Source organism: Methylobacterium sp. GXF4, assembly GCF_000272495.1.
Taxonomy (GTDB): Bacteria; Pseudomonadota; Alphaproteobacteria; order Rhizobiales; family Beijerinckiaceae; genus Methylobacterium; species Methylobacterium brachiatum.
Genome location: NZ_AKFK01000079.1, coordinates 166,621 through 188,421 on the forward strand (window position 1 = coordinate 166,621; position 21,801 = coordinate 188,421).

Annotated in this window: 24 protein-coding genes and 1 tRNA gene; 15 read left to right on the forward strand and 10 right to left on the reverse strand. The window is 69.8% G+C overall.

Going from position 1 to position 21,801, the window contains the following annotated elements:
• Positions 1-259 precede the first annotated feature (259 nt).
• Positions 260-1,309 (reverse strand): Holliday junction branch migration DNA helicase RuvB, encoded by a 1,050-nt coding sequence (gene ruvB / locus WYO_RS22645; protein ID WP_007566861.1) that lies wholly within the window; start codon positions 1,307-1,309, stop codon positions 260-262.
• Positions 1,310-1,568: 259 nt separating this feature from the next.
• Between ruvB and WYO_RS22650 the strand changes: the two genes are divergently transcribed.
• Both WYO_RS22650 and WYO_RS22655 read left to right on the forward strand, forming a co-directional pair.
• Complete coding sequence (locus WYO_RS22650; protein WP_007566863.1) at positions 1,569-1,808, forward strand: hypothetical protein; 240 nt, start codon at positions 1,569-1,571, stop codon at positions 1,806-1,808.
• 118 nt (positions 1,809-1,926) lie between these two features.
• Entirely contained in the window at positions 1,927-2,304 is a 378-nt protein-coding gene (locus tag WYO_RS22655; RefSeq protein WP_007566864.1) for a hypothetical protein, read from the forward strand.
• On the opposite strand, the gene WYO_RS22660 is transcribed toward WYO_RS22655, so the two are convergent.
• Positions 2,279-2,632 carry a hypothetical protein gene (locus WYO_RS22660; RefSeq protein ID WP_007566866.1) on the reverse strand — a complete coding sequence of 118 codons (354 nt, stop codon included), beginning with the start codon at positions 2,630-2,632 and terminating at the stop codon, positions 2,279-2,281. The two genes, WYO_RS22655 and WYO_RS22660, sit on opposite strands and share 26 nt — an antisense overlap.
• Before the next feature lie 77 nt (positions 2,633-2,709).
• On the opposite strand from WYO_RS22660, the gene WYO_RS22665 reads away from it, so the two are divergent.
• Positions 2,710-3,606, forward strand: coding sequence for a diguanylate cyclase (locus WYO_RS22665; protein ID WP_007566868.1), 897 nt, complete (start codon positions 2,710-2,712; stop codon positions 3,604-3,606).
• Between the two features lie 214 nt (positions 3,607-3,820).
• Complete coding sequence (locus tag WYO_RS22670) at positions 3,821-4,495, forward strand: response regulator transcription factor (protein ID WP_007566870.1); 675 nt, start codon at positions 3,821-3,823, stop codon at positions 4,493-4,495.
• A 36-nt stretch (positions 4,496-4,531) separates the two neighbouring features.
• On the opposite strand, the gene WYO_RS22675 is transcribed toward WYO_RS22670, so the two are convergent.
• A complete protein-coding gene (locus WYO_RS22675) occupies positions 4,532-5,797 on the reverse strand; it encodes a DNA topoisomerase IB (RefSeq protein ID WP_007566872.1) in 1,266 nt (421 codons plus the stop codon).
• Between the two features lie 134 nt (positions 5,798-5,931).
• Between WYO_RS22675 and WYO_RS22680 the strand changes: the two genes are divergently transcribed.
• From WYO_RS22680 to WYO_RS22695, 4 genes are all read left to right on the forward strand, one after another.
• Positions 5,932-7,095 (forward strand): glycosyltransferase family 4 protein, encoded by a 1,164-nt coding sequence (locus WYO_RS22680; protein ID WP_007566874.1) that lies wholly within the window; start codon positions 5,932-5,934, stop codon positions 7,093-7,095.
• Between the two features lie 2 nt (positions 7,096-7,097).
• Entirely contained in the window at positions 7,098-7,757 is a 660-nt protein-coding gene (locus tag WYO_RS22685) for a 50S ribosomal protein L11 methyltransferase (protein WP_007566875.1), read from the forward strand.
• 293 nt (positions 7,758-8,050) lie between these two features.
• Entirely contained in the window at positions 8,051-8,605 is a 555-nt protein-coding gene (locus WYO_RS22690) for an NAD(P)H-dependent oxidoreductase (RefSeq protein ID WP_039903788.1), read from the forward strand.
• Between the two features lie 146 nt (positions 8,606-8,751).
• Positions 8,752-9,360: a cytochrome b gene (locus tag WYO_RS22695; protein ID WP_007566879.1), complete on the forward strand. Its 609-nt coding sequence runs from the start codon at positions 8,752-8,754 to the stop codon at positions 9,358-9,360.
• Position 9,361: 1 nt separating this feature from the next.
• Here WYO_RS22695 and WYO_RS22700 read toward each other — a convergent pair whose 3' ends face one another.
• Positions 9,362-10,261, reverse strand: a complete 900-nt coding sequence (locus WYO_RS22700; RefSeq protein WP_007566881.1) for an AprI/Inh family metalloprotease inhibitor — start codon at positions 10,259-10,261, stop codon at positions 9,362-9,364.
• Positions 10,258-11,223: a 2-hydroxyacid dehydrogenase gene (locus tag WYO_RS22705; RefSeq protein WP_007566883.1), complete on the reverse strand. Its 966-nt coding sequence runs from the start codon at positions 11,221-11,223 to the stop codon at positions 10,258-10,260. The genes WYO_RS22700 and WYO_RS22705 overlap by 4 nt, the downstream gene beginning before the upstream one ends.
• 243 nt (positions 11,224-11,466) lie before the next feature.
• Between WYO_RS22705 and leuC the strand changes: the two genes are divergently transcribed.
• From leuC to mqo, 4 genes are all read left to right on the forward strand, one after another.
• Positions 11,467-12,879 (forward strand): 3-isopropylmalate dehydratase large subunit, encoded by a 1,413-nt coding sequence (gene leuC, locus WYO_RS22710; protein ID WP_007566885.1) that lies wholly within the window; start codon positions 11,467-11,469, stop codon positions 12,877-12,879.
• 81 nt (positions 12,880-12,960) lie between these two features.
• Positions 12,961-13,045, forward strand: a tRNA-Leu gene (locus tag WYO_RS22715).
• Positions 13,046-13,306: 261 nt separating this feature from the next.
• Positions 13,307-13,828, forward strand: a complete 522-nt coding sequence (locus WYO_RS22720; RefSeq protein WP_007566887.1) for a lipocalin-like domain-containing protein — start codon at positions 13,307-13,309, stop codon at positions 13,826-13,828.
• A gap of 499 nt (positions 13,829-14,327) precedes the next feature.
• Positions 14,328-16,058 carry a malate dehydrogenase (quinone) gene (mqo, locus tag WYO_RS22725; protein WP_007566889.1) on the forward strand — a complete coding sequence of 577 codons (1,731 nt, stop codon included), beginning with the start codon at positions 14,328-14,330 and terminating at the stop codon, positions 16,056-16,058.
• Between the two features lie 52 nt (positions 16,059-16,110).
• On the opposite strand, the gene WYO_RS22730 is transcribed toward mqo, so the two are convergent.
• Positions 16,111-16,380 (reverse strand): hypothetical protein, encoded by a 270-nt coding sequence (locus WYO_RS22730; RefSeq protein ID WP_007566890.1) that lies wholly within the window; start codon positions 16,378-16,380, stop codon positions 16,111-16,113.
• 134 nt (positions 16,381-16,514) lie between these two features.
• Entirely contained in the window at positions 16,515-16,727 is a 213-nt protein-coding gene (locus WYO_RS22735) for a hypothetical protein (RefSeq protein ID WP_007566892.1), read from the reverse strand.
• 363 nt (positions 16,728-17,090) lie between these two features.
• Between WYO_RS22735 and WYO_RS31720 the strand changes: the two genes are divergently transcribed.
• Entirely contained in the window at positions 17,091-17,258 is a 168-nt protein-coding gene (locus WYO_RS31720) for a hypothetical protein (RefSeq protein ID WP_007566894.1), read from the forward strand.
• Between the two features lie 28 nt (positions 17,259-17,286).
• On the opposite strand, the gene WYO_RS22740 is transcribed toward WYO_RS31720, so the two are convergent.
• From WYO_RS22740 to murI, 3 genes are all read right to left on the reverse strand, one after another.
• On the reverse strand, positions 17,287-17,508 hold the full coding sequence (locus WYO_RS22740) for a hypothetical protein (protein ID WP_007566895.1): 222 nt from the start codon (positions 17,506-17,508) through the stop codon (positions 17,287-17,289).
• Between the two features lie 24 nt (positions 17,509-17,532).
• On the reverse strand, positions 17,533-18,249 hold the full coding sequence (locus WYO_RS22745) for a cache domain-containing protein (RefSeq protein ID WP_007566897.1): 717 nt from the start codon (positions 18,247-18,249) through the stop codon (positions 17,533-17,535).
• 136 nt (positions 18,250-18,385) lie between these two features.
• Entirely contained in the window at positions 18,386-19,261 is an 876-nt protein-coding gene (gene murI, locus WYO_RS22750) for a glutamate racemase (RefSeq protein WP_039903747.1), read from the reverse strand.
• Positions 19,262-19,522: 261 nt separating this feature from the next.
• On the opposite strand from murI, the gene egtB reads away from it, so the two are divergent.
• Both egtB and egtD read left to right on the forward strand, forming a co-directional pair.
• On the forward strand, positions 19,523-20,791 hold the full coding sequence (egtB, locus tag WYO_RS22755; RefSeq protein ID WP_007566902.1) for an ergothioneine biosynthesis protein EgtB: 1,269 nt from the start codon (positions 19,523-19,525) through the stop codon (positions 20,789-20,791).
• Between the two features lie 18 nt (positions 20,792-20,809).
• Entirely contained in the window at positions 20,810-21,784 is a 975-nt protein-coding gene (egtD, locus tag WYO_RS22760; RefSeq protein ID WP_007566903.1) for an L-histidine N(alpha)-methyltransferase, read from the forward strand.
• Positions 21,785-21,801 lie beyond the last annotated feature (17 nt).

Genomic DNA, 21,801 nt, shown 5'->3' on the forward strand with positions numbered 1-21,801 from the left:
GTCGCGAGCACAACTGTCGCGTTTCCCCACTGTTCCGCGGCCGAGATCGCTTTTGCGTGATCGGATCCCGGGGCGCGACTCCGTAAAAGCTGGGCAATAGCCTCAGCGCATCCAGTGCGAAAACCGTGACCGGACAAGCCTTTGCCGGCTGAGCAGCCGTGCCCGGCCGCGGGCTGGCGACCCGTTATCGATGCGGTTTCCTATGAGGAGGGCGTGAACCAGCCCCGTTCCGACCGCATGGACATTGACAAAAAGCAGGTCAGACGGCGTCGCCGTCATCGAAGAGCAGGTTCTGTTCCCGCTTGGGCTCGGCGAAGCCCATGTGCCGGAAGGCGTGCCGGGTGAGCACCCGGCCGCGCGGGGTGCGCTGCACGAAGCCGCGCTGGATCAGGTAGGGCTCGATGATGTCCTCGATCGCGTCGCGCGGCTCGGACAGGGCGGCGCCGATCGTCTCGATGCCCACCGGTCCGCCGCCGAACGAGGTCGCGATCAGCGTCAGGTACTTGCGATCCATCACGTCGAGGCCGACCGAATCCACGTCGAGCAGCTTCAGCGCCCGGTCGGCGATGGCGCGCGTCACCGTCTCGGCCTCGGCCACCACGGCGAAGTCGCGCACCCGCCGCAGCAGCCGGCCGGCGATGCGCGGCGTGCCGCGCGCGCGCCGGGCGATCTCGTTGGCGCCTTCCGGCGACATGCCGAGCCCGAGCACCCGGGCGCCGCGGGCCACGATCTTCTCGAGCTCGTCGATCTCGTAGAATTCGAGGCGGATCGGGATACCGAACCGGTCGCGCAGCGGCGTCGTCAGCAGCCCCGCCCGGGTGGTGGCCCCGACCAGCGTGAATTTCGGCAGCTCGATCTTCACCGAGCGGGCCGCCGGGCCTTCGCCGATGATGAGGTCGAGCTGATAATCCTCCATGGCCGGGTAGAGGATTTCCTCGACCGCCGGGTTGAGGCGGTGGATCTCGTCGATGAAGAGCACGTCGCGCTCCTCGAGATTGGTCAGCTGCGCGGCGAGGTCGCCGGCCTTGGCGATGACCGGGCCCGAGGTCGAGCGGAAGTTGACCCCGAGTTCCCGCGCCACGATCTGGGCCAGCGTGGTCTTGCCGAGGCCGGGCGGCCCGACGAACAGGACGTGATCGAGGGCCTGGCCGGTCATCTTGGCCGCCTCGATGAAGATCTGCATGTTGGCGCGCGCCGCCTTCTGCCCGATGAACTCGGCCAGGCTCAGCGGCCGGATCGTCTGGTCCACGTCCTCGGCGCGCTTCTCCGGCGTCAGCAGCACGTTGGTCGGGGGCTTCGGCTTGCTCATGGACCTTCGCTCGTGGACCGGCCCGCCTGACCGCTGATCGAGGGTCTACGGGAGCCGTCGCGTCCGGCCGCTCCTCCTAATACGCGCAGCCGGCGAAGTCTAAGCGCGTCGTGCGGTGCGTGCCGCAGCACACCGTCACGCCCATCGCCGCGCGCCAGGCGCCAGGCGCCAAGAACCGTCGCACCGGATGAAACCGAAATGCTGCGCCGCGCATTCCGTTGAGGAATCCCTAAACTCGGCCGCAGGGCGCTGTTTCACCATGATGATCCGATCGACCGCATTGGGCGCGGCCAGCGCCCTCCTGCTTCTGGCCGGCCTGGCGACTGCCCAGGCCGCTCCGGCCACGAACGAGACCAAGGTGGCCGAGGCCGCCCCGTCGCAGGTTCACCCGGTCGCCGCAATCGAGCGCGACGACGAGTCCAGCTGCAGCCGGGCGCGTCGGCGCCTGTGGATCGAGGGCGAGGGCTGGGTGGTCCGCCGGATCACGACCTGCCGTTGAGATAGCGCGTCGCCAACCATACGCATTGTGCGCGGCTGGCCGGTTGGAACGGCCGGTGATCGTGTGGGTTCCCCAGGCTCGTTCCTGACGTGTTCCCCCGAGTATCGGAGCCGGCCGCATGATAAACCGGAACGCCGTCACCCTCGCAGGCTTCCTCTTCGCGGGACCGGCCTGCGCGCAGAGCGTCTATCCCTACGGCCCGGCCGGGGCGGGCGACTTTGCCGGCCCGTTCGTGCGCGGCACCTATATCGGCGCTCCGCTGACCCGGGTGCCGCGGCCGACCGAGCTCGTGCCGTCGCCCTGGAGCTACGGCACCTACGGGGTCCCGACCGTGACCGGCATCGCGGCCCCGCCCGCGCAAATGCCGACGATCACGGTCATCAACGCGACGAATCCCGCACACCGGTCCACGCGCGAGCGCCGGGCCGAGCGGACGATCGAGAGCGGTCGCACGGCCGGCGCCCAGATCATCACGGTTCAGGTTCCCCGTCGCTGAGCGCGGCGAACCAGGCGGCGTAGGGCGTGTTCCGGACGAGGTGCCGGTTGAGATCGGGGGCGCCGTCGCGCCACCAGACCGGGCCGCGCTCGCCCAAGCCGATCTTCGCCGCATCGACCTCCGCCCGGGCGGCCTTCATCGCGGCGGCGGCGTCGGGCTCGCCTGCACGCTCGGCGGCCTTGGCCGCCTTCACGGCCCGGCGCGCATCCATCAGCCGGCCGACCAGGGCCTCGCGCCGCTCTGCCGGCAGGTCGGGATTGGCGCGCCGCCACAGGCGACCGCGGACGACGATATAGCGTAAGTCGGGCGTGGTGATGACCGCGCTCATGCTGGAATTCGGGTCCGGTGTTGGGTCGAAGTTAAGTCTTGTCCGGTAGACACCCGAGACCCGGGCCGGACCATGCCATGCAGATCGTTGTCGTCGATTCGAGCCGTGTCGTCCTGCAGATCATCGCCTCCCTGATCGAGCCGCGCGGTCATGCGGTGCACGCGTTCACGGATTCGGCGCAGGCGCTGCAGTACCTCTCCGCGACGCCCTCCGTCCGCGTCCTGATCACCAGCGTCGAGGTCCGCCCCCTCTGCGGCCTCGAACTCTGCTGGTCCGCGCGGCTCCTGGCGGAGGAACGCCGGCCGCTGCACGTCATCACCATGTCGTCCGCGCGCAACGTCCGCAGCCTCGCCGAGGCCCTCGACAGCGGCGCCGACGACTTCATCGAGAAGCCGCCCAGCGCCGAGGAGCTGAACGCCCGGCTGCGCGCGGCCGAGCGCCTGATCACCCTGCAGGAGGAGCTGATCCGGCTGGCCGAGACCGATCCGCTGACCGGGTCCTATAACCGCCGCGCGTTCTTCGACCGGGCGCGCATCGCCGCCGAGCAGGACGCACGCCCGGGCCGGATCTCGGCGATCCTGGCCGATATCGACCATTTTAAGCGGATCAACGACGAGCACGGCCACGATGTCGGCGATGTCGCGATCAAGGCCGTGGCCGAGCTGATCGCCGGGGAGGGCATCGGCGGACGCCTCGGCGGCGAGGAATTCGGCATCGTCCTGCCGGGCTGCAGCCTCGCCGAGGCGACCGACCGGGCCGAACGCCTGCGGGAACGCGTCCAGGCCCTGCGTATCCGTGGCAGCAAGCATGCAATCGGCCTGACCTGCAGCTTCGGCGTCAGCACCTGGATCCAGGGCGACGACGTCCACGCCCTGATCAAGCGGGCCGATATCGCGCTCTATGCCGCCAAGAGCGGCGGCCGCAACCGCGTCGTGCCGTACCAGGGCGATGCAGGCTTGGCCGTCGCAAGCTGAGACAGCCAAGCCGCTCCGGTCTGGCACGGCCAGAAGCGGGACGGTGCCAGGCCGCGACCCATATTGGCACACCAATTCGCGGGCCGAAGACAGGAATCGACCGATTACGCGAATATAAAGCTTAATATTCGCCCCAAACTCGTGGAATGGATCTTGGAACTACGCATCCGATCCCGGCCCCTTTGTATCGGCGGGAGACGAAAGGTGCGAGGTCATGAGTACGGCCGTTGGCGTCCTGATCCTGGATGAACCGCAGGACCTGAGCGCGACTGTTCGCGCCACTCTGGAGCATATGCCGGAGTTCCATACGATCGGCGAGGAAGACTTGGGCCGGGCCGATGCCGGCTCCACGGTCGCGTTGATCTTCCTCGACGAGATCCGGCTGGCGGATGGGATCGCGCGCCTCGTCGGCCTGAAGGAGCGGCAGCCGAACCTGCGCACGCTCGTGGCTTTCGGGGCTCTGACCGCCGACGACCTCCGGGCCCTGCTGGCGGCGGGCGCCGATGCCTTCGTGGCGCGGTCGAAGTCGCCGCGGGAGCTGTGTGCGGCCCTGCTCGCCCTGGCCGAGGGATCCGATTGCCTCGTGCCGCCGGACCAGCAAGCCACCCTGCCGGCGGAGCCGGGCGACAGCCTCGGGCTCACGCCGCGCGAGGCGGAGGTGCTGCGCTTCCTCAGCTCGGGCTTCAGCAACAAGGAGGTGGCCCGGCGCCTGGCGCTCAGCGTCCGGACGGTCGAGACCCACCGGCTCAACCTGCGCCGCAAGACGCAGACCGGGCGACTGAAGGATCTGGTCTCGCTGGCGCGCCAGCTCGGCCTGGCTCCGGTGGTCGACAGCGAGCAGAACCGGCGGGGCGGCGGGTCCGGCAGCAGCAACCAGTCCCGGCATTGACCGGACCAGCGGGCAGCCCCGGCGGGGCTGCCCCGCTCACGCAACGCCGGCCTGCGCCCCGGCGCGGGTCCGCGCAGCCCCGGACGATCGCGTCTTCCCGCTCGAAGCGGACTTGATCGCGGTCTTGGCGGCCGCTTTGGCCCGGGACGCCGTCCCGCCCGGCTTGCTGCGTTTGCGGGCCGAAGCCGAGGCGGGCTTGACCCGCTTGCCGGCAAGCGCCTCATCCTGCGATGCGGCCAGCCGCGCCTGGAGCAACCCGAGCACCGCCGCCTCCTCGGAGCGGAGCTTGCCGAGATCCTGGCTCAGCTCGGTCTCGACCGCATCCTTGACCTGCAGGAGGAGGTCCCCCTCCAGGTAGCAATCGAGGATCTGGGGGTGGATGTAGCATTTGCGGCAGATCGTCGGCGTGTTGCCGAGGCGCCCCGCTACGCTCTCGATCGCCGCGCGGACGTTGCGCTTGGCCCCCGCCTCGCTGTCGAAGCTCTCGAACTCGCGCAGCGCCAGCGCAGCCAGGACTGTCCCGGCCCAGGTCCGGAAATCCTTGGCGGTGAAATCCTCGCCGGTGATCTCGCGCAGATACGCGTTCACGTCGGACGAGGTGACGTCGCGCTGGACGCCGTCGGCGTCGATATACTGGAACAGCTCCTGGCCGGGCAGGTCCTGGCAGGCCTTCACGATCCGGGCGACGCGCCGGTCCTTGAGCGACACGTCCCAGGTCTTCCCGCTTTTGCCCTTGAACCGGAACGACAGCTCGGCGCCCGCGATCCGGACATGGGGATCGCGCAGGGTTGTCAGGCCGTAGCTCTTGTTGGTGCGGGCGTAATCGTCGTTGCCGACCCGGATCAGCGTGGTCTCGAGCAGGTGGACCACGGTGGCCAGCACCTTCTCGCGGCACAGGCCCGGACGCCGCATGTCGGCATCGACGCGCTGGCGGATCCCCGGCAGGGCATCGGCGAAAGCCATGATGCGCGAGAACTTGTTGGCCTCGCGGGCCTGCCGGAAATCCGGGTGATAGCGGTACTGCTTGCGGCCCTTGGCGTCCCGGCCGGTCGCCTGGATATGGCCGCTGCTGCGCGCGCAGATCCAGACATCGGTATAGGCCGGCGGGATCGCGAGGGCGCGGATCCGAGCGAGGATCCGCTTGTCGCGCACCGGCGCCCCCTTCGTGTCGAGGTAACGGAAACCCGTGCCGCTGCGCTTGCGCGTCAGGCCCGGCCGGCGGTCGTCCACATAGACGAGCCCCGCTTCCTCGGCCGCCGCGCGCAGGCTTCCACCGTTCTGGTCCGTCTCGACTTCCGCCATCGCCGCCCCTCCCGAATACGCCGCCGGGGTACCGCCCGGCGAGAAGGCGCAGATCAACCGGCGGCGCCCGACCACCGTTCCGGATCTGCGCATCCGCCGCAGGCCGATCCGCGGCGACGTGCTAGAGGGGGCGGATGGATGCCGAACCCGCCCGCGAAACCGCTCCGATCCCGATGCGGAACCTCGTCTTCGTCGTCACCGAGGATTGGTTCTTCGCCTCGCATTTCCTGCCCATGGCCCGGGCCGCGATCGCCATGGGGCTCGCGGTCACGGTGGTCACCCGGGTGCGGGCGCATCGCCCCGTCATCGAGGCCACCGGCGCGCGCGTCGTTCCGCTGGAGGCGGAGCGGGCGAGCCTCAACCCGATGGCGGCCGGCTACGCGGCCGGGCAGCTCGCCGGGATCCTGAAGGCGCTGAACGCGGACATCGTCCATTGCATCGCCCTGCGGAGCATCCTGGTGGGCGGGACCGCCGCCGCCATGGCCGGCATCCCGGCGCGGGTCTACGCGCTGACCGGCCTCGGGTTGGTCGGCGCCCGCACCGATCGGATCGGACGCGCGGCCCGGCTCGGGCTCCGGGCGCTGATCCGCGGGCCGCTGGCCTCCGGGCGCACCCGCTTCCTGTTCGAGAACCCGGACGATGCGCTGGCGCTGGGCCTCGATCCGTCCGAGCATTCCGTCACGGTGATCGGCGGGGCGGGGGTCGATGGCGACGCCTTCGCGCCGCAGCCGCTGCCGCCGATGCCGCCGCTCAAGGTCGCCGTGGTGGCGCGCATGCTCTGGTCGAAGGGCATCGACGTGGCGGTCGAGGCGACCCGCCTGGCCCGGGGCCGGGGCGCGGCCGTGGAGCTCGCCCTGTTCGGGGCGCCCGACCCGTCGAACCGCCGCTCCATCGACGCGGCGACCCTGCGCGACTGGAGCCGCGACGGCGTTGCCTGGCACGGCCCGACCGAGGACGTCGCGGCCGTCTGGGCGAACCAGCACGTCGCCTGCCTGCCGTCACGGGGCGGGGAGGGGCTTCCGCGCAGCCTGCTCGAAGCCGCCGCCTGCGGACGGGCGCTCGTCACCACCGATGTGCCCGGCTGCCGCAGCCTCGTGCGCGACGGGATCGAGGGCCTGCTCGTGCCCCCCGGCGACGCCCCGGCCCTCGCCGACGCGCTCGTTCGCCTGAGCGGCGAGCCGGCCCTGGTCGCGGGTCTCGGCGCCGCGGCCCGGACCCGGATCGCGGCGGGCGGCTTCACCGAATCCGCCGTGACCGACCAGGTCTGCGCCGTGTGGCGCGCGCTGCTGGACGCCTGATCATGCGCGCCCCGGACGATCCGCTCGGCTTCATTCAGGCCCATACGAGGCTGCTGCCGGTTCCCTACGCCCCGGAAATCCAGCTCCACGTCGCCGACGAGGCGACCGAGCTCTGGCAGAAGACCGAGGAGGAGCTGCAGGAGATCGGGCTGCCGCCGCCGTTCTGGGCCTTTGCCTGGGCGGGCGGGCAGGCGCTGGCCCGCTACATCCTCGACACTGTCGAGGTGGCCAACGGGCGCCGGGTGGTGGATTTCGCCTCGGGCTCGGGCCTCGTGGCGATCGCGGCCGCCCGGGCGGGCGCCCAGAGCGTCGTCGCCAGCGACCTCGACCCGTTCGCCGTTGCGGCGATCGGCATCAACGCCGCAGCCAACGGTGTCGCCGCCCAGATCCGGCCGGTCTCGACCGACCTTCTCGGCACGGTGCCGGAGGCCGACCTCGTGCTCGCCGCCGACGTCTTCTACGAGCGCGACCTCGCCGGGGCGGTGACGGCTTGGCTGACCGATCTGCAGGCGCGCGGGCGCACGGTGCTGATCGGCGATCCGGGGCGGACCTATCTGCCGCGGGCGCGACTCGAATGCCTGGCGACCTACGCGGTGCCGGTCTCGCGCGCCCTGGAAGATGCCGAGATCAAGCAGAGCCACGTCTGGCGGTTGCACGGTTGAGACGGTGGTCCGGCCATGACGCGTCCAATCGCTCCGGCTACGGCATCGAGGCTTCATCCGCGGCCGGAATGCGCTACCTTGGGGCCGGACCGCGATCGACGGGCGCGCGTCGCGACGATGCGCTGTCCGGCGTGCCTTACGGCGGCTGACAGACCAATCCCGCGCCGGGCCCGATCGCGTCGCGATCTGGCCCGGCACAAAGCCTTTGTTTCAACGCGCTCGCCGATGCCGAACCGGTATCCCTATCGGCGAGCGCTCTTGGTGAGCGTCGAGTCGTGAGCGTCAAGCCGAGCCTGCCCCGTGTCGTCGCCTTCTCCGGGAGCGCCAAGCGACCTTCGCGAACCCGCGACCTCGTCGCGGCGGTCGGCGCCGAGCTCGGGCGCCTGCGCCGGATCGACCTCACGGTCTACGATCTGATCGATGCCGGACCGGGCCTCGGCGTGGCGCTGCGCGAGGATCTGCCGCTGCCGGCGGCGCATCTGGTCGCGGCGATCGAGGGGGCGGACGCCCTGATCGTCGGGACGCCGGTCTACCAGGGCGGCTATGCCGGGCTGTTCAAGCACGTGTTCGACTTCGTCGATCCGGCGAAGATGGCGGGCATGCCGGTGGTGCTCACCGCCACGGGCGGCGGCCTGCGCCACGCCCTGGTGGTCGAGCACAGCCTGCGGCCGCTCTTCGGCTTCTTCGCGGCCCACATGGCGCCGACCTCGGTCTATGCCGGCCCCGACGACATGACCGATGGCCGCATCACCGACGTGCTCGTGGCGGCGCGGCTCGCCACGGCGGCGGTGGAGCTGGCCGCTTTGCTCGACGTGTCCCGGGTGATCAACGCCGGCGCGGCCGCCTGACGCGGCACGCACCCGATCCCTCGGCTGCGCGGCCCGGTTCGCCACAATAATCTGGGATCATTCTAAAACTTGATCGGGCCCGGCATTGGTCCGCCGATGGCCATCTGTTTAGCTGCGCGGTGGACGACGCCCATCCGCGAGGGATCATGCCAGGTTCAACCGTCAAGACCGGCAGGCCGGCGCCGCTGCCCGCCACCTACGTCACGGCCTCGGGCCTGCCGCGCTATCATCCGGTCTCGCAGGCGCTGCACTGGGTGACGACCGCCCTGGCGCTGGCGGTGCTGCCGCTGGCCTGGGTAGCGGTGAGCCTGCCGCCGGCGCCCCTCAAGGGCAACATCTTCGTGCTGCACAAATCGGTCGGGCTGACGATCCTGGCGATCGTGGTCCTGCGGATCGTCTGGCGCATGGTCCGGCCGGCGCCGCCGGATCCCCAGGCGCCGCGGCTGTTGACCCTGATCGGCCGCGTCAACCATTGGCTGCTCTACGCGATCTTCCTGATCATGCCGGTCAGCGGCTACCTGCTGAGCGCGCTGTCGGGGCGGGACACGCCGTATTTCTGGCTGTTCACCATCCCGGGCCTGACCAAGGACGAGGGCCCGCAGAAGATCGCCGAGTCGATCCACCTCGTCGGGCAATGGTTCGTCTACGCGCTCGTGCTCCTGCACATCGCCGGCACGGTCTGGCACCTCGTCATCCGGCGCGACGGCCTGCTGGAGCGGATGCTGCCGGTCCAGGACGGGCGCGGATCCCGATAGCTCAGTCGACCCGCCGCAGCACGAAGGTGGTGCCGACCTCGGGCTCGCGGCGCCAGCGACCGTCGCCGCTCGGCACGAGGTCGATGGTGTGGCCACGCTTGGCGGTCAGCGTCATGCGGCCGTTGGCGTAGCGCCAGCGTACCGGATCGAACACCTCCAGGCCGCCATCGTGGCAGCCCGGGACGACGTGGACGCCACCGCCGGCCCCGTCGAGGGTGATCCGGCAGGTGTCCCGCTCCTGAAAGCGATCGAGGGCGTAGACGCCCGGTGCGGGCCCCGGTCCTGCCGGGGCGGTCGCGGCCGTGGTCCGCTGCAGCTCGGCCGGCACCGCCGGCGCCGTCCGGAGCGGCGACGGCGCGGGTGCGGTCTCGACACCGGCGATGTCGGGCGCCGCCGAGGCGGCCGGACGCATCGCCGCGATATCGAGCGGCACCAGGCTGTAGGTCTCGCCGCCCTCGAGCTTGGCGACCAGGCTGCGCTGGTCGGGCCGCCGGACGAATTCGAGGATCGGGCGGACGTTCCGGTCCACCAGGCGCACGCCCCGGTCGCTGAACAGCCAGCCGGCGATCCCGTTCACGATCGGCAGGGCGCGCCGGCACCCGGCCGGGAAGCTGAGCTTCTGGCCGGCATCGCCGTTCTCGCTCCGCAGGTTCATCACGCAGCGGCGGTTGGTGCCGTCGCGCGACAGGTCCCAGGTCCCGGGCACCTCGCTGAGCCGTTCGGGGAGGCTCGGCGGGGCAGGGGGCGCCGCGGGTGTCGCGATCGGAGGCGCGGCCAGCGGCCCCGGATTCAGCAGGCTCGGCTCGGGCGCCGCCGAAGAGGCCGCGGGATCTTCCTGCGCCGCCGCCGGCCACGGGATCAGGGCCAAAGCGGCGAGCAGCGCGGCCTGTGCGGGTCTCACGCGGGTGGGCTCCAGGGTGTCTCGGAAACGGGGGTCAGCGGGCCACGCCCCTCGAACCACGACACGACATTGTCGACGACGAGTTGGGCCATCGCCGTGCGGGTATGCTCGGAGGCAGAGCCGACATGCGGCAGCAGCACGGTATTGTCGAGGGCCGCGAGGTCCGCCGGCACGTGCGGCTCGTTCTCGAACACGTCGAGCCCGGCCCCCAGGATCGTGCCGGCCTTCAGCGCCGCGATCAGAGCGGTCTCGTCGACCAGGCTGCCCCGGGCGACGTTGATCAGGATCCCCTCGGGGCCCAGAGCCTCTAGGATGGACGCGTCCACCAGGCCGCGGGTGTCGTCGCCGCCGGGCGCGACCACGATCAGGATATGGACCGCCCGCGCCATCCCGATCAGGCTGTCATGGTAGGTGTAGGCCACGTCCGCCTTGCGGCTGCGGCCGTGATAATCGATCGCGACCCCGAAGCTCTCGAGCCGATGGGCGATCGCCCGCCCGATCCGGCCGAGCCCCAGGATGCCGACCCGCCGCCCGCGCAACGAGGCGGTGAGCGGGAACGGCGCCTTCGGCCAATGGCCTTCGCGCAGGTAGCGGTCGGCCTGCGGGAGGCGCCGGATCGTCGCCAGAACCAGCCCGACGGCGAGGTCGGCGACCTCGTCGGTGAGCACGTCCGGCGTGTTGGTGACCACGATGCCGCGCCGATGCGCCTCGACGGCGTCGACGGCGTCGTAGCCCACGCCGAAATTGGCGATCAGCTCGAGCTTCGGCAGCTTGTCCATCAGAGCGGCGTCGACCTGGCCGCCGACGCAGAGCCCCCGGATCCGCGGTCCGATCTCGGCGAGCATCGCCTCCGGGTCCGCGGCGCCCGCGAGCCGGTGCACGGTGAACCGCCCCTCGAAGGCGGTCTCGACCAGCGGATGCATCTGCTTCAGGAGCAGGATCTCGGGCGGCGCTTCGGGCATCTCACACTCCCTCATTCGCCCGGCCGCCGCTGCGGCCGGCACGGGTTTGATCCGGCATAGGGCCTGCGCCCGGTGCGGCGCCAGCCGCCCCCGGCCTTCGGCGGTGACATCCGCGGGCGAAACGCCGAGCGGCCATTTGACAGGGACGAGACTCGCCCCTTCCGAAAACCGCGCGCGATGCCTACTAAGGAACCCGCATTATCGCGAGAGTTTTGCAGCGATCCCATCCGAAGACGAAAACCGATGACCAGCCCGCGCACCCTCTACGACAAGATTTGGGACGACCACGTCGTCGATGTCCAGCCGGATGGCACCAGCCTCCTCTACATCGACCGGCACCTCGTTCACGAAGTGACGAGCCCGCAGGCGTTCGAGGGTCTGCGCGTGGCCGGCCGCAAGGTGCGCCATCCCGAGAAGACGCTGGCGGTGGTGGACCACAACGTCCAGACCACCGACCGCTCGAAGGGCATCGACGATCCCGAGAGCCGGACCCAGCTCGAGGCTCTGGCCGAGAACGTGCGCGATTTCGGCATCGAGTTCTACGACGCCCTCGACCGGCGCCAGGGCATCGTCCACATCATCGGTCCGGAGCAGGGCTTCACGCTGCCCGGTCAGACCATCGTGTGCGGCGACTCGCATACCTCGACGCACGGCGCCTTCGGGGCGCTGGCCCACGGCATCGGCACCTCCGAGGTCGAGCACGTGCTCGCCACGCAGACGCTGGTGCAGAAGAAGGCCAAGAACATGCGCGTCACGGTGGACGGCGCGCTGCCGCCCGGCGTGGGCGCCAAGGACATCATCCTGGCGATCATCGGCGAGATCGGCACCGCCGGCGGCACCGGCCACGTGATCGAATATGCCGGCGAGGCGATCCGCGCCCTCTCGATGGAGGGCCGGATGACGATCTGCAACATGTCGATCGAGGGCGGCGCCCGCGCCGGCCTGGTCGCGCCGGACGCCACCACCTACGCCTACGTGAAGGACCGCCCGAAGGCCCCCAAGGGCGCGGCCTTCGACAAGGCGCGCGCCTACTGGGAGAGCCTGCTCACCGACGAGGGCGCGTTCTTCGACCGCGAGGTGCGCCTGGATGCGGCGAGCCTGCCGCCGATCGTCAGCTGGGGCACGAGCCCGGAGGACGTGATCTCGGTGCGCGGCCGCGTGCCGGATCCGGCCGCGATCGCCGACGAGAACAAGCGGCAATCGAAGGAGAAGGCGCTGGCCTATATGGGCCTGACCCCGGGCACGCCGATCACCGACATCACCCTGGATCGGGTGTTCATCGGCTCCTGCACCAACGGCCGGATCGAGGATCTGCGGGTCGTCGCCCAGATGGTCGAGGGTCGCAAGGTGCACGAGAGCGTCTCGGCCATGGTGGTCCCGGGCTCCGGCCTGGTGAAGGCGCAGGCGGAAGCCGAGGGCATCGACCGGGTGCTGAAGGCGGCGGGGTTCGACTGGCGCGAGCCGGGCTGCTCCATGTGCCTGGGGATGAACGCCGACCGGCTCAACCCGCTGGAGCGCTGCGCCTCGACCTCCAACCGGAACTTCGAGGGCCGCCAGGGCCATCGCGGGCGCACGCACCTGGTCTCGCCGGCCATGGCGGCGGCGGCGGCCGTGGCCGGCCGGTTCGTCGACATCCGGGACTGGCCGCGCGGTTGAGGCCATAAAGGCTGAAATCGCGATTGACGGACACCGTCGGTCCGAATAAACGAAGCCGTCGCCGGCCGAGGCCGGCGGCGAGCCCAGGTGGCGGAATTGGTAGACGCGCTGGTTTCAGGTACCAGTCTTGCAAGAGGTGAAGGTTCGAGTCCTTTCCTGGGCACCATCAGCCGCCTAAAGCGCTGATCCGCACAATACGTTTTTCCCGACTTTACGAATGACCGGATCCGAGAGCCGGTCGAAGTCGCCCTCCGGTCCGCGTTGACCGATACGGCGCAATCACCCCCTCCGATACAAGCTTCGCGCGACCGAGCCCTGTTACGGCAGGATTGCGCGCTGTATTCCCACGGTGCCCGCGTCGGGCGGATGGCATGCCCCTGCGGCGGCATGCTCCCGATCCCCGGCGGACCGGAAGGAGAATCCCCGGATGACGAAATTCTCCGCGACGCTCGCGGCCGCCCTGCTCATGGCGGCGTCCCCCGGCATCGGGGCCGAGAATCAGCCCCCGGCCCATACGGACGAGGGCGATCTCGCCGAGAAGATCGTCGGGACCTGGGAACTCGTCTCCTACAAGGTCGAGGACAAGGAGACCGGGGCGCTCATCGACGCGATGGGCAGCGCACCGCGGGGCCGGTTGATCTTCACCCAGGACGGGTGGGTCGCGTTCAACCTCGAAGGCACGGATCGCCGGCCCGCGGAAACCGATGCCGACCGCGCAGCCCTGATGAAGACCCTGGTCGCCTATATCGGCCGGTACCGGATCGAGGGCGACCAGTGGATCACCCATGTCCAGACCGCCTGGGCGCCGGAATGGGTCAACACCGAACAGCGCCGTTCGATCACGCTGCACGGGGACGAGGCGGACGTGATGACGCCCTGGCGGATCATGCCCAACTGGGATGCCGGCCGGCTGTCCCGCAGCATCATCCGGTTCCGGCGCGCCCGCTAGCGACCACGCGGGCGGGCACCGGCATGCCGCCTGCGCACGCCCCGCATGTCCGGGCCGAGCACAGGCCAGGTGATTGTCCGACACCGCAGATTGTCCTTTCAGACCTCATCCTCTAAGAGGCGGGCAACAAGCCGCCACGCCAGATCGGCCGGCGTCTTTCCACCATCGGCGGTCGCCGATCATCGTGCGATCTCCGTATCCGGTCCTGGCTCTCTATTCGGTGCGGCCGCTCCGAACTCGGCCGCGGGTTGAGAAAAGACGTTTCCATTCGGCCTAGAGCTTCCGGCCTCTGATTTTGTCAGTGCTCGGGGCGCCTGATCGGCCGCTAGACAAAAAACGATCGCACAAGATCGATCGATCACGCGTCGCGTGCCGCACCATCTGCGGGGGAACGTTCTGGAAGGCTGGACGCGCGGGGCTCCCGGCGCGTCGCTCCGACGCCTTCTGTACCGGGGAGGGCCAGACGCGCCTACCCGGTCCGCAACCGTGAGATTTGGCGATGCGTGCCGACGATAAGAACAAGCCCCGGTCCGAGCGCTCGCCGCAGGACACGCTCGCCTTCAGCCGGCGGCAGCTTCTCGGAACGGCGGCGACCGGGCTCGCCGTGGCCGCGCTCCCCGGCAGCCTGGCTTTCGCCGACGGCGCCGACGGCAAGGTCGACGTGCTGCTGATCGGCGGCGGCATCATGAGCGCCACCCTCGGCGTGTGGCTCAATCAGCTGGAGCCGACCTGGTCGATCCAGATGGTCGAGCGCCTGGACCAGGTTGCCCTGGAGAGTTCGAACGGCTGGAACAACGCCGGCACCGGCCATTCCGCCCTCGCGGAGCTGAACTACACCCCCGAGAAGAAGAACGGCCAGGTCGAGATCGCCAAGGCGGTGGAGATCAACGAGGCTTTCCAGGTCACGCGCCAGTTCCTGGCCTCGCTGGTCAAGTCCGGGGTGCTGAAGAACCCCCATTCCTTCATCAACTACACCCCGCACATGAGCTTCGTCTGGGGCGACGACAACATCGCCTACCTGAAGAAGCGCTGGGAGGCCCTCAAGGCCAGCCCGCTGTTCGCCGGCATGGAATATTCCACCGATCCGGAGCAGCTCAAGAAATGGGTGCCCCTGATGATGGAGGGGCGCGACCCGAACCAGAAAGTCGCCGCCACCTGGTCGCCGCTCGGCACCGATGTCGAGTGGGGTGAGGTCACCCGCCAATACGTCGCGTATCTGCAGGGCCAGCCGACCTTCAAGCTGAACCTCTCCACCGAGGTCGAGGGCATCACCAAGAACGCGGACGGCACCTGGCGCGTCACCTCCCGCAACACCAAGGACGGGTCGCGGCGCAGCGTCGACGCCAAGTTCGTGTTCATCGGCGCCGGCGGCGGCGCCCTGCACCTGCTGCAGAAGTCGGGCATCCCGGAGGGCGACGACTATGCCGGCTTCCCGGTCGGCGGCTCGTTCCTCATCAACGAGAACCCGGACGTGGCGACGCTGCACCTCGCCAAGGCCTACGGCAAGGCGTCGGTGGGCTCGCCGCCGATGTCGGTGCCGCACCTCGACACCCGCGTGCTCGGCGGCAAGCGCGTGATCCTGTTCGGCCCGTTCGCGACCTTCTCGACCAAGTTCCTCAAGGAGGGCTCGTATCTCGACCTCCTCAGCTCGACCACGACCAGCAACATCTGGCCGATGGTCCGGGTCGGCGTCGACGAGTTCCCGCTGGTCGAGTACCTGGCCGGCCAGCTCATGCTGTCGGACGACGACCGGATCGCGGCCCTGCGCGAGTACTTCCCGAAGGCCAAGAAGGAGGAGTGGCGCCTCTGGCAGGCGGGTCAGCGCGTGCAGATCATCAAGCGCGACAAGGACAAGGGCGGCGTGCTGAAGCTCGGCACCGAGATCGTCAACGCCAAGGACGGCAGCATCGCCGCCCTGCTCGGCGCCTCGCCGGGCGCCTCGACGGCGGCGCCGATCATGCTGCAGGTGCTCGAGAAGGTGTTCGCCAAGAACGTCGCGACGCCCGAATGGCAGGCCAAGATCAAGCAGATCGTCCCGAGCTACGGCACCAAGCTCAACGACGATCCGGATCGGGTTGCCGAGGAATGGGCCTATACCAGCGAGCAGCTGCAGCTGCCGGCCCCGCCGCAGATCGACAAGGCGGTACTCAAGGCCGTCCCGACCAATGGCAACGTGCTCAACAGCAGCAACACGCCGGTTCCGGCGCCGGTCCACGACCTGGCCCCCTGAGAACCGTCGCGATCCCGGGTCTCGCGCATCCGCGAGGCTCGGGATCGGCCTGTCAGGCGGATCGAACCGCGGCCGCGGCGCCGGCGAGGTGGAGCCACCCGAAATCCACCGGATAGCCGAGGCCGTGGAGCATCTTCACCCGCTTCCACGAGGCTGCGCGCGCCGAGGCCTCGTTCTGTCCGGCCTCGATCTCCGCGGCTTCCATCTCCTGAAGCTCCCGGGTCAGCTCCTCGCGCAGCCCCGCAGCCTTCATGGCGCCGAGCGCCGCCGTGAAGGCCTGTTCGGTGACCCGCACCTGATCGCAAATCTGACGCACGCTCATCAGTCCTGAGCCCTCTCGCGCTGCCGTTTGACTGCCGTCCTGCAGTCACGACGACCTAGCATCCGCGATGGCGACGGGAGATGTACGTCTTTCGTGCAGGCAGGTTCACTGTTCGATGCCGCAAAGCGCATCGCCTACCGCAGCGGGAGTGAGCCGAGGCGCTGCGCGACGCGGGATGGGCGGCGCCAGCGCCGCTTGCGCCCGAACCGCCTGCGCGGGTCCAGGATGCCGGATGCCAAATCATCCTTCTGGATGATCCGGGGTTGCACGGCGGCTCCGATCGCGACCAGCGCGGCCGATCCGACCAGGGCGATGATCGCGGCACCCCAGAAGAGACTCTCGAACATCTGGCTCTCCCGATCGCTCTATCCTCTTATAGGCATGATGTCTGATCTAAATTGCGGCAAAACCTGGGCAACGCGGATTATTTTGCACATTCATCAGTATCCGCTGGTCTCGCCTGACGGATCGTGCATGGCCGGGCGTTCAGATCATATTGAGCAGCCACCGGGTACCGGGAGCCGGCGCATCTCGGAGACGGACGCCCGACGCGCATCGGCCATGCCGGTTGTATGATTTACGAAGCGTTCATCTTGCAGGTGTCCCCTGGAGCAGTTGGAAGCCGCTCAAGACTTCCGGCGAACCGTGCTTTCTCCGACGGGCCGAGGCCCAGTCCGCAGGACCGACCGCGAAACAGGGATACGCAAGCGATGCCGCGCGAGACCGAGACCACGACCCAAGAGCCGATCATGGAGCTGTGGCGGATCCTGGCGCTCGCGCTGATCGTCGCCGCCGGGATGCTGTTCGTCCACCTGATCGTGCCGGCCGAGGCCGAAGCCGCCGGTCAGGCGGGCGGCACCGTCACGACCATCCGGTAGCCGGCCCCGGCACGGCCCGCGCCGCCCGTCAGGGGAGCGGCGGCCATAACGCGCCCGGGTCCAGGGAGAACACGGCGTCGGCGAACTCCGTCGGCGTCAGCCCGATCAGCAGGATGGCCGCCAGGATGGTGGCCGCGGGGAGCAGGACGTTCGCGACGCGCTCGGGATCGATCCGCGCCGAGCGCAGCACCATGCAGCCGGCGGTGAAGGTCGCCGCCTCCGTCAGCGGCAGGAGCTGCGCCAGGGCCACACGCGGACGTCCGGATCCGGCCGCCTACTCGGCTCCCGCCGTTCGCAGGCCCGCGGAATCCAGGGCGGCCGTGGCGGCCCGGATATCGCGCCGCGCCTGCGCGATGGCCGCCGCCTTCGCATCGCCCTGCGCGTTGAGCGCTTCCAGGAAGGCGATCCAGTCCGCCCGCGCCTGGCTCGGGATCTTTTCATCGAGCGTCTGCCGCAGTTGGGCGACCCGGCCCTCCGGCGTCGCCGTCGCGGGAGCGGCCTGATCGGTATCGTAGACGCCCACCGCGCACATCTGGTCGCCGGCCCTTGTGTAATAGGTGGTCTTCGGCTCCTCGACCGTGCTGCCCGGCTTCGGGAACAGGTAATGGATCACAGCGATCTGACCGGGCTTGGCCGTCCCGAGCATGGTCTGGATGAAGTGGTTGCCGGTCCTGTCGTGCAGGTCGCGGACGTCGTGACCTTTCAGGATCGGGTTGGGATGGGCGGTCATGATCCCGTCCGGCCCGACACAGAACACGTAGGTGTCGGCGGTGCGGAAGCCGCGCGTCCCCGCGGTGAAGTCGGCCAACGCCCCGGCCGGGTCGGCCCGCAGCGCTTGGGCGACGCGCCCGAGCATCCAGGACGCGAAACCGTTCGGGCTCGGGTCATCGCAGGCGGTCGGGGCCTCGCCGTCGCCGCACGCCAGAGCTGAGCCGGGCGGCTGCGCGATGCCCATCAGTGTTGCAACAAGCAGCGCCGTTCGCAGAGCCATACGACTCCCCAGAAATCAATACATCCGCTCGGCCGAACCGATCAAAGACCGTGTCGGCAGATTATGCAAGAGCGGATTATTGATTTCGCGCGCCGAACAGGCAGGATCGGCCCGCCGGCAAACCGTCCGCGACCGGCTACTGCATCGTGAGCGGCATCGCCTCGACGGCGATCTCGCCGATCCCCCGGGCGGCCAGGGATGCGCGCAGCGATGCGGACAGCGAGATGCCGGCCGTGAAGGCGCCGTGCACGGATCCGTCATGGTCCGCATTCCGCCGGGCCGGGCCGATCAGCTGGACGACGCGGCGGGCGATGGCCGGAGCCGGGTCGATCCAGGTCACCGGCCAGGGCGCGAGGGCTTCGAGGCGCGCCAGCAGCAGCGGATAATGGGTGCAGGCGAGGCAGACCACATCGGTGCGCCGTCCGTCGGGATCGGTGACGAAGCAGGGGGCGATCTCCGCCGCCAGGGCCGCGTCGTCGATCGGCGTGCCGGCGAGCTCGGCCTCGGCAAAGCCCGCGAGGTTCGGCGAGCCCACCAGGGTGACCGCGCAGGACCCGGCATAGGTCGCGATGAGGTCGTGGGTGTAGGAGCGCGCCACCGTGCCGGGGGTGGCCAGCAGGGAGATCAGGCCCGAGCGCGTCGCCGCGGCGGCCGGCTTGATCGGCGGCACCACGCCGACGAACGGCGTCGCGAAGCGCTGGCGCAGGGCCGGCAGGACCAGGGTCGAGGCGGTGTTGCAGGCGATCACGACGAGGTCGGGCCGGTGCGTCTCGAGAAGCTGCTCCATCACGGCCAGCACCCGGGCGACCAGGGCGGCCTCGGCGAGCCGGCCATACGGGAAGGCGGCGTCGTCGGCGGCGTAGACGTAGCGCCCATCGGGGCGGGCCCGGCGCACGGCATCCAGGACGGTGAGGCCGCCGAGCCCCGAGTCGAAGACCAGGATAGTCGGCTCGGGCGAGACGTGGAATGCCGCGGCGGACAGGCTGGCCCCGGCCATCAGATCGATCCGCATGGAAATTCTGGACTCCGCACTCAGCGCCTCGAATCTCGGTGCCGAGGGTTAAGGCCTCCTCACTGCGGCGCAAGAAAGACCCGCGACCTTTCGTTCTCCCCGTTAACCCCCGGACCCGCGCCTGCGAAGGGGCCGGTGAGCCCGAGCGCAAGCGGATTCGCCAGCGGAGGTTGTCTGACCTCGGCAGGGACATATCTTCTGCGACCAAGCCTGGCGCCGACAAGACGGTTCCAGGAGACGCATCAATAGGGGAAGATCCGCATGGCAGCGACGGCGGCACTCCGCTCCGGCGACACGCGCGCGCAAACTGCAGCGGCGTTCCCGCCGCCCCCCGTGACGGCCCGGCCGGTCGACCGGGCCGCCTGGATCGCCGCCTACCGGCATGTCCGCAGCGAGACTGAGCGTCGCGCCGCGCCGCTCTCCGCGGAGGACCAGCAGGTCCAGTCGATGGCCGATGCCAGCCCGACCAAGTGGCACCGGGCGCATGTGACGTGGTTCTTCGAGCAGTTCCTGCTGCGCGAGCACCTGCCGGGCTACGCCATCTACGACGAGCGCCTGCACTACCTGTTCAATTCGTATTACGTGGCGGCCGGGCCGCGGCAGCCGCGCATCCAGCGGGGCATGATCACCCGCCCCACCATGGCCGAAGTGAGCGCCTACCGGGCGCATGTCGACCGGGCGGTCGAATCGCTGCTCGGCCAGGCCGCGGAGAGCGCCCTGGAGGCGGTCCTGCCGATCCTGGAGATCGGGCTCTATCACGAGCAGCAGCACCAGGAGCTCCTGCTCACCGACATCCTGCACGCCTTCGCGCAGAACCCGCTCGGCCCGGTCTACGAGTCCGCGTGGCGCTTTCCGGCGGCTTCGGGGCAGGGCGGCCAGGCCCAGCTCCCCCGCGGCATCGCCTGGATCGGGCACGAGGGCGACGGCTTCTCGTTCGACAACGAGTCACCCCGCCACGAGGCGCTGATTTTGCCGGGCCGGATCGACAAGGCGCTGGTGACCAACCGCGAATGGCTCGCCTTCATGGAGGCCGGGGGCTACGCCAAGCCCGAGCTGTGGCTCTCGGACGGCTGGTATGCCGGCCAGGCCGAGGGCTGGGAGGCGCCGGGCTACTGGCGCCGGGACGGGGAGGGCTGGGCGACGATGACGCTCGGCGGCATCAGGCCCGTGGAGCTCGACGCGCCGGTCACCCACATCAGCTACTACGAAGCGGACGCCTATGCCCGCTGGGCCGGCCGGACCCTGCCGACCGAGTTCGAATGGGAGGTCGCGGCCCGGGACGGTGCCCTGCCGGACGCGTTCGGCCTGGTCTGGCAATGGACCCGCAGCGCCTACGCGGCCTATCCGGGCTACCGGCCGTTGCCGGGCGCCCTGGGCGAATACAACGGCAAGTTCATGGTCAGCCAGTTCGTGCTGCGCGGCTCGTCCGTCGCCACGCCCGAGGGCCATGCGAGGCTGCCCTACCGCAACTTCTTCTATCCGCATCAGCGCTGGCAGTTCACCGGCCTGCGCCTCGCCGACGCCGCCTGACGCGCCCCGGAGCCTCCCTTGACCGTCAAGCCCAGCTTTTCCGACGCGACCCCGGTCGCCCTGGACACACCCGAACTCGCCTTCCTCGCCGACGTGCAGGACGGCCTCGCGAAGACGCAGAAGGCGCTGTCGCCGAAATACTTCTACGATTCCGCCGGGTCCGACCTGTTCGAGGCGATCACGCGGCTGCCGGAATATTACCCAACCCGCACCGAAATCGGCATCCTCGATCGCAGCGGCCCGGAGATGGCCGCCCTGCTGCCGGCCCGGGCCGCGCTGGTCGAATTCGGCAGCGGCTCGACCAACAAGCTGCGGCGCCTGCTGCGCCACCTCGACAAGCTCGCCGCCTACGTGCCGGTGGACGTCTCCGGCGAGTTCCTGCGGTCCCAGGCGGAGGTGCTGAGCGGCGATTTTCCGCATCTGCGGGTCGAGCCGGTGGTGGCCGATTTCACCCGTGATTTCGATCTGCCCGAGAGCCTCGCCGGCATGCCCCGGGCCGGCTTCTTCCCGGGCTCGACCATCGGGAATTTCGAGCCGAGCGAGGCCGAGGAGCTGCTGCGGCGGTTCGGGCGGATCCTCGGGGAGGGGGCGCACATGATCGTGGGCGTCGACCTCGTGAAGGACGCCGCGATCCTGGAGCGGGCCTACGACGATTCCGCGGGCGTCACCGCGGCCTTCAACCTCAACCTGTTGACCCGGATCAACCGGGAACTCGCCGGACGCTTCGATCTCGGCGCCTTCTCCCATCGCGCCGTGTTCAACGCGGCGGCGTCGCGGATCGAGATGCATCTCGTCTCGGACGGCGCGCAGGAGGTGGCGATCGGGTCCGAGACCTTCGCGTTCGCGGCCGGCGAGACGATCCACACCGAGAGCAGCTACAAGTACACGGTCGAGACCTTCCGGGCTCTCGTGGAGCGGGCCGGCTGGACCTGGGTCCAGGTCTGGACCGACCCGGAGGGGTTGTTCTCGGTCCACGCGCTCCGGCAAGACTGACATCGGCGCCGCGAACC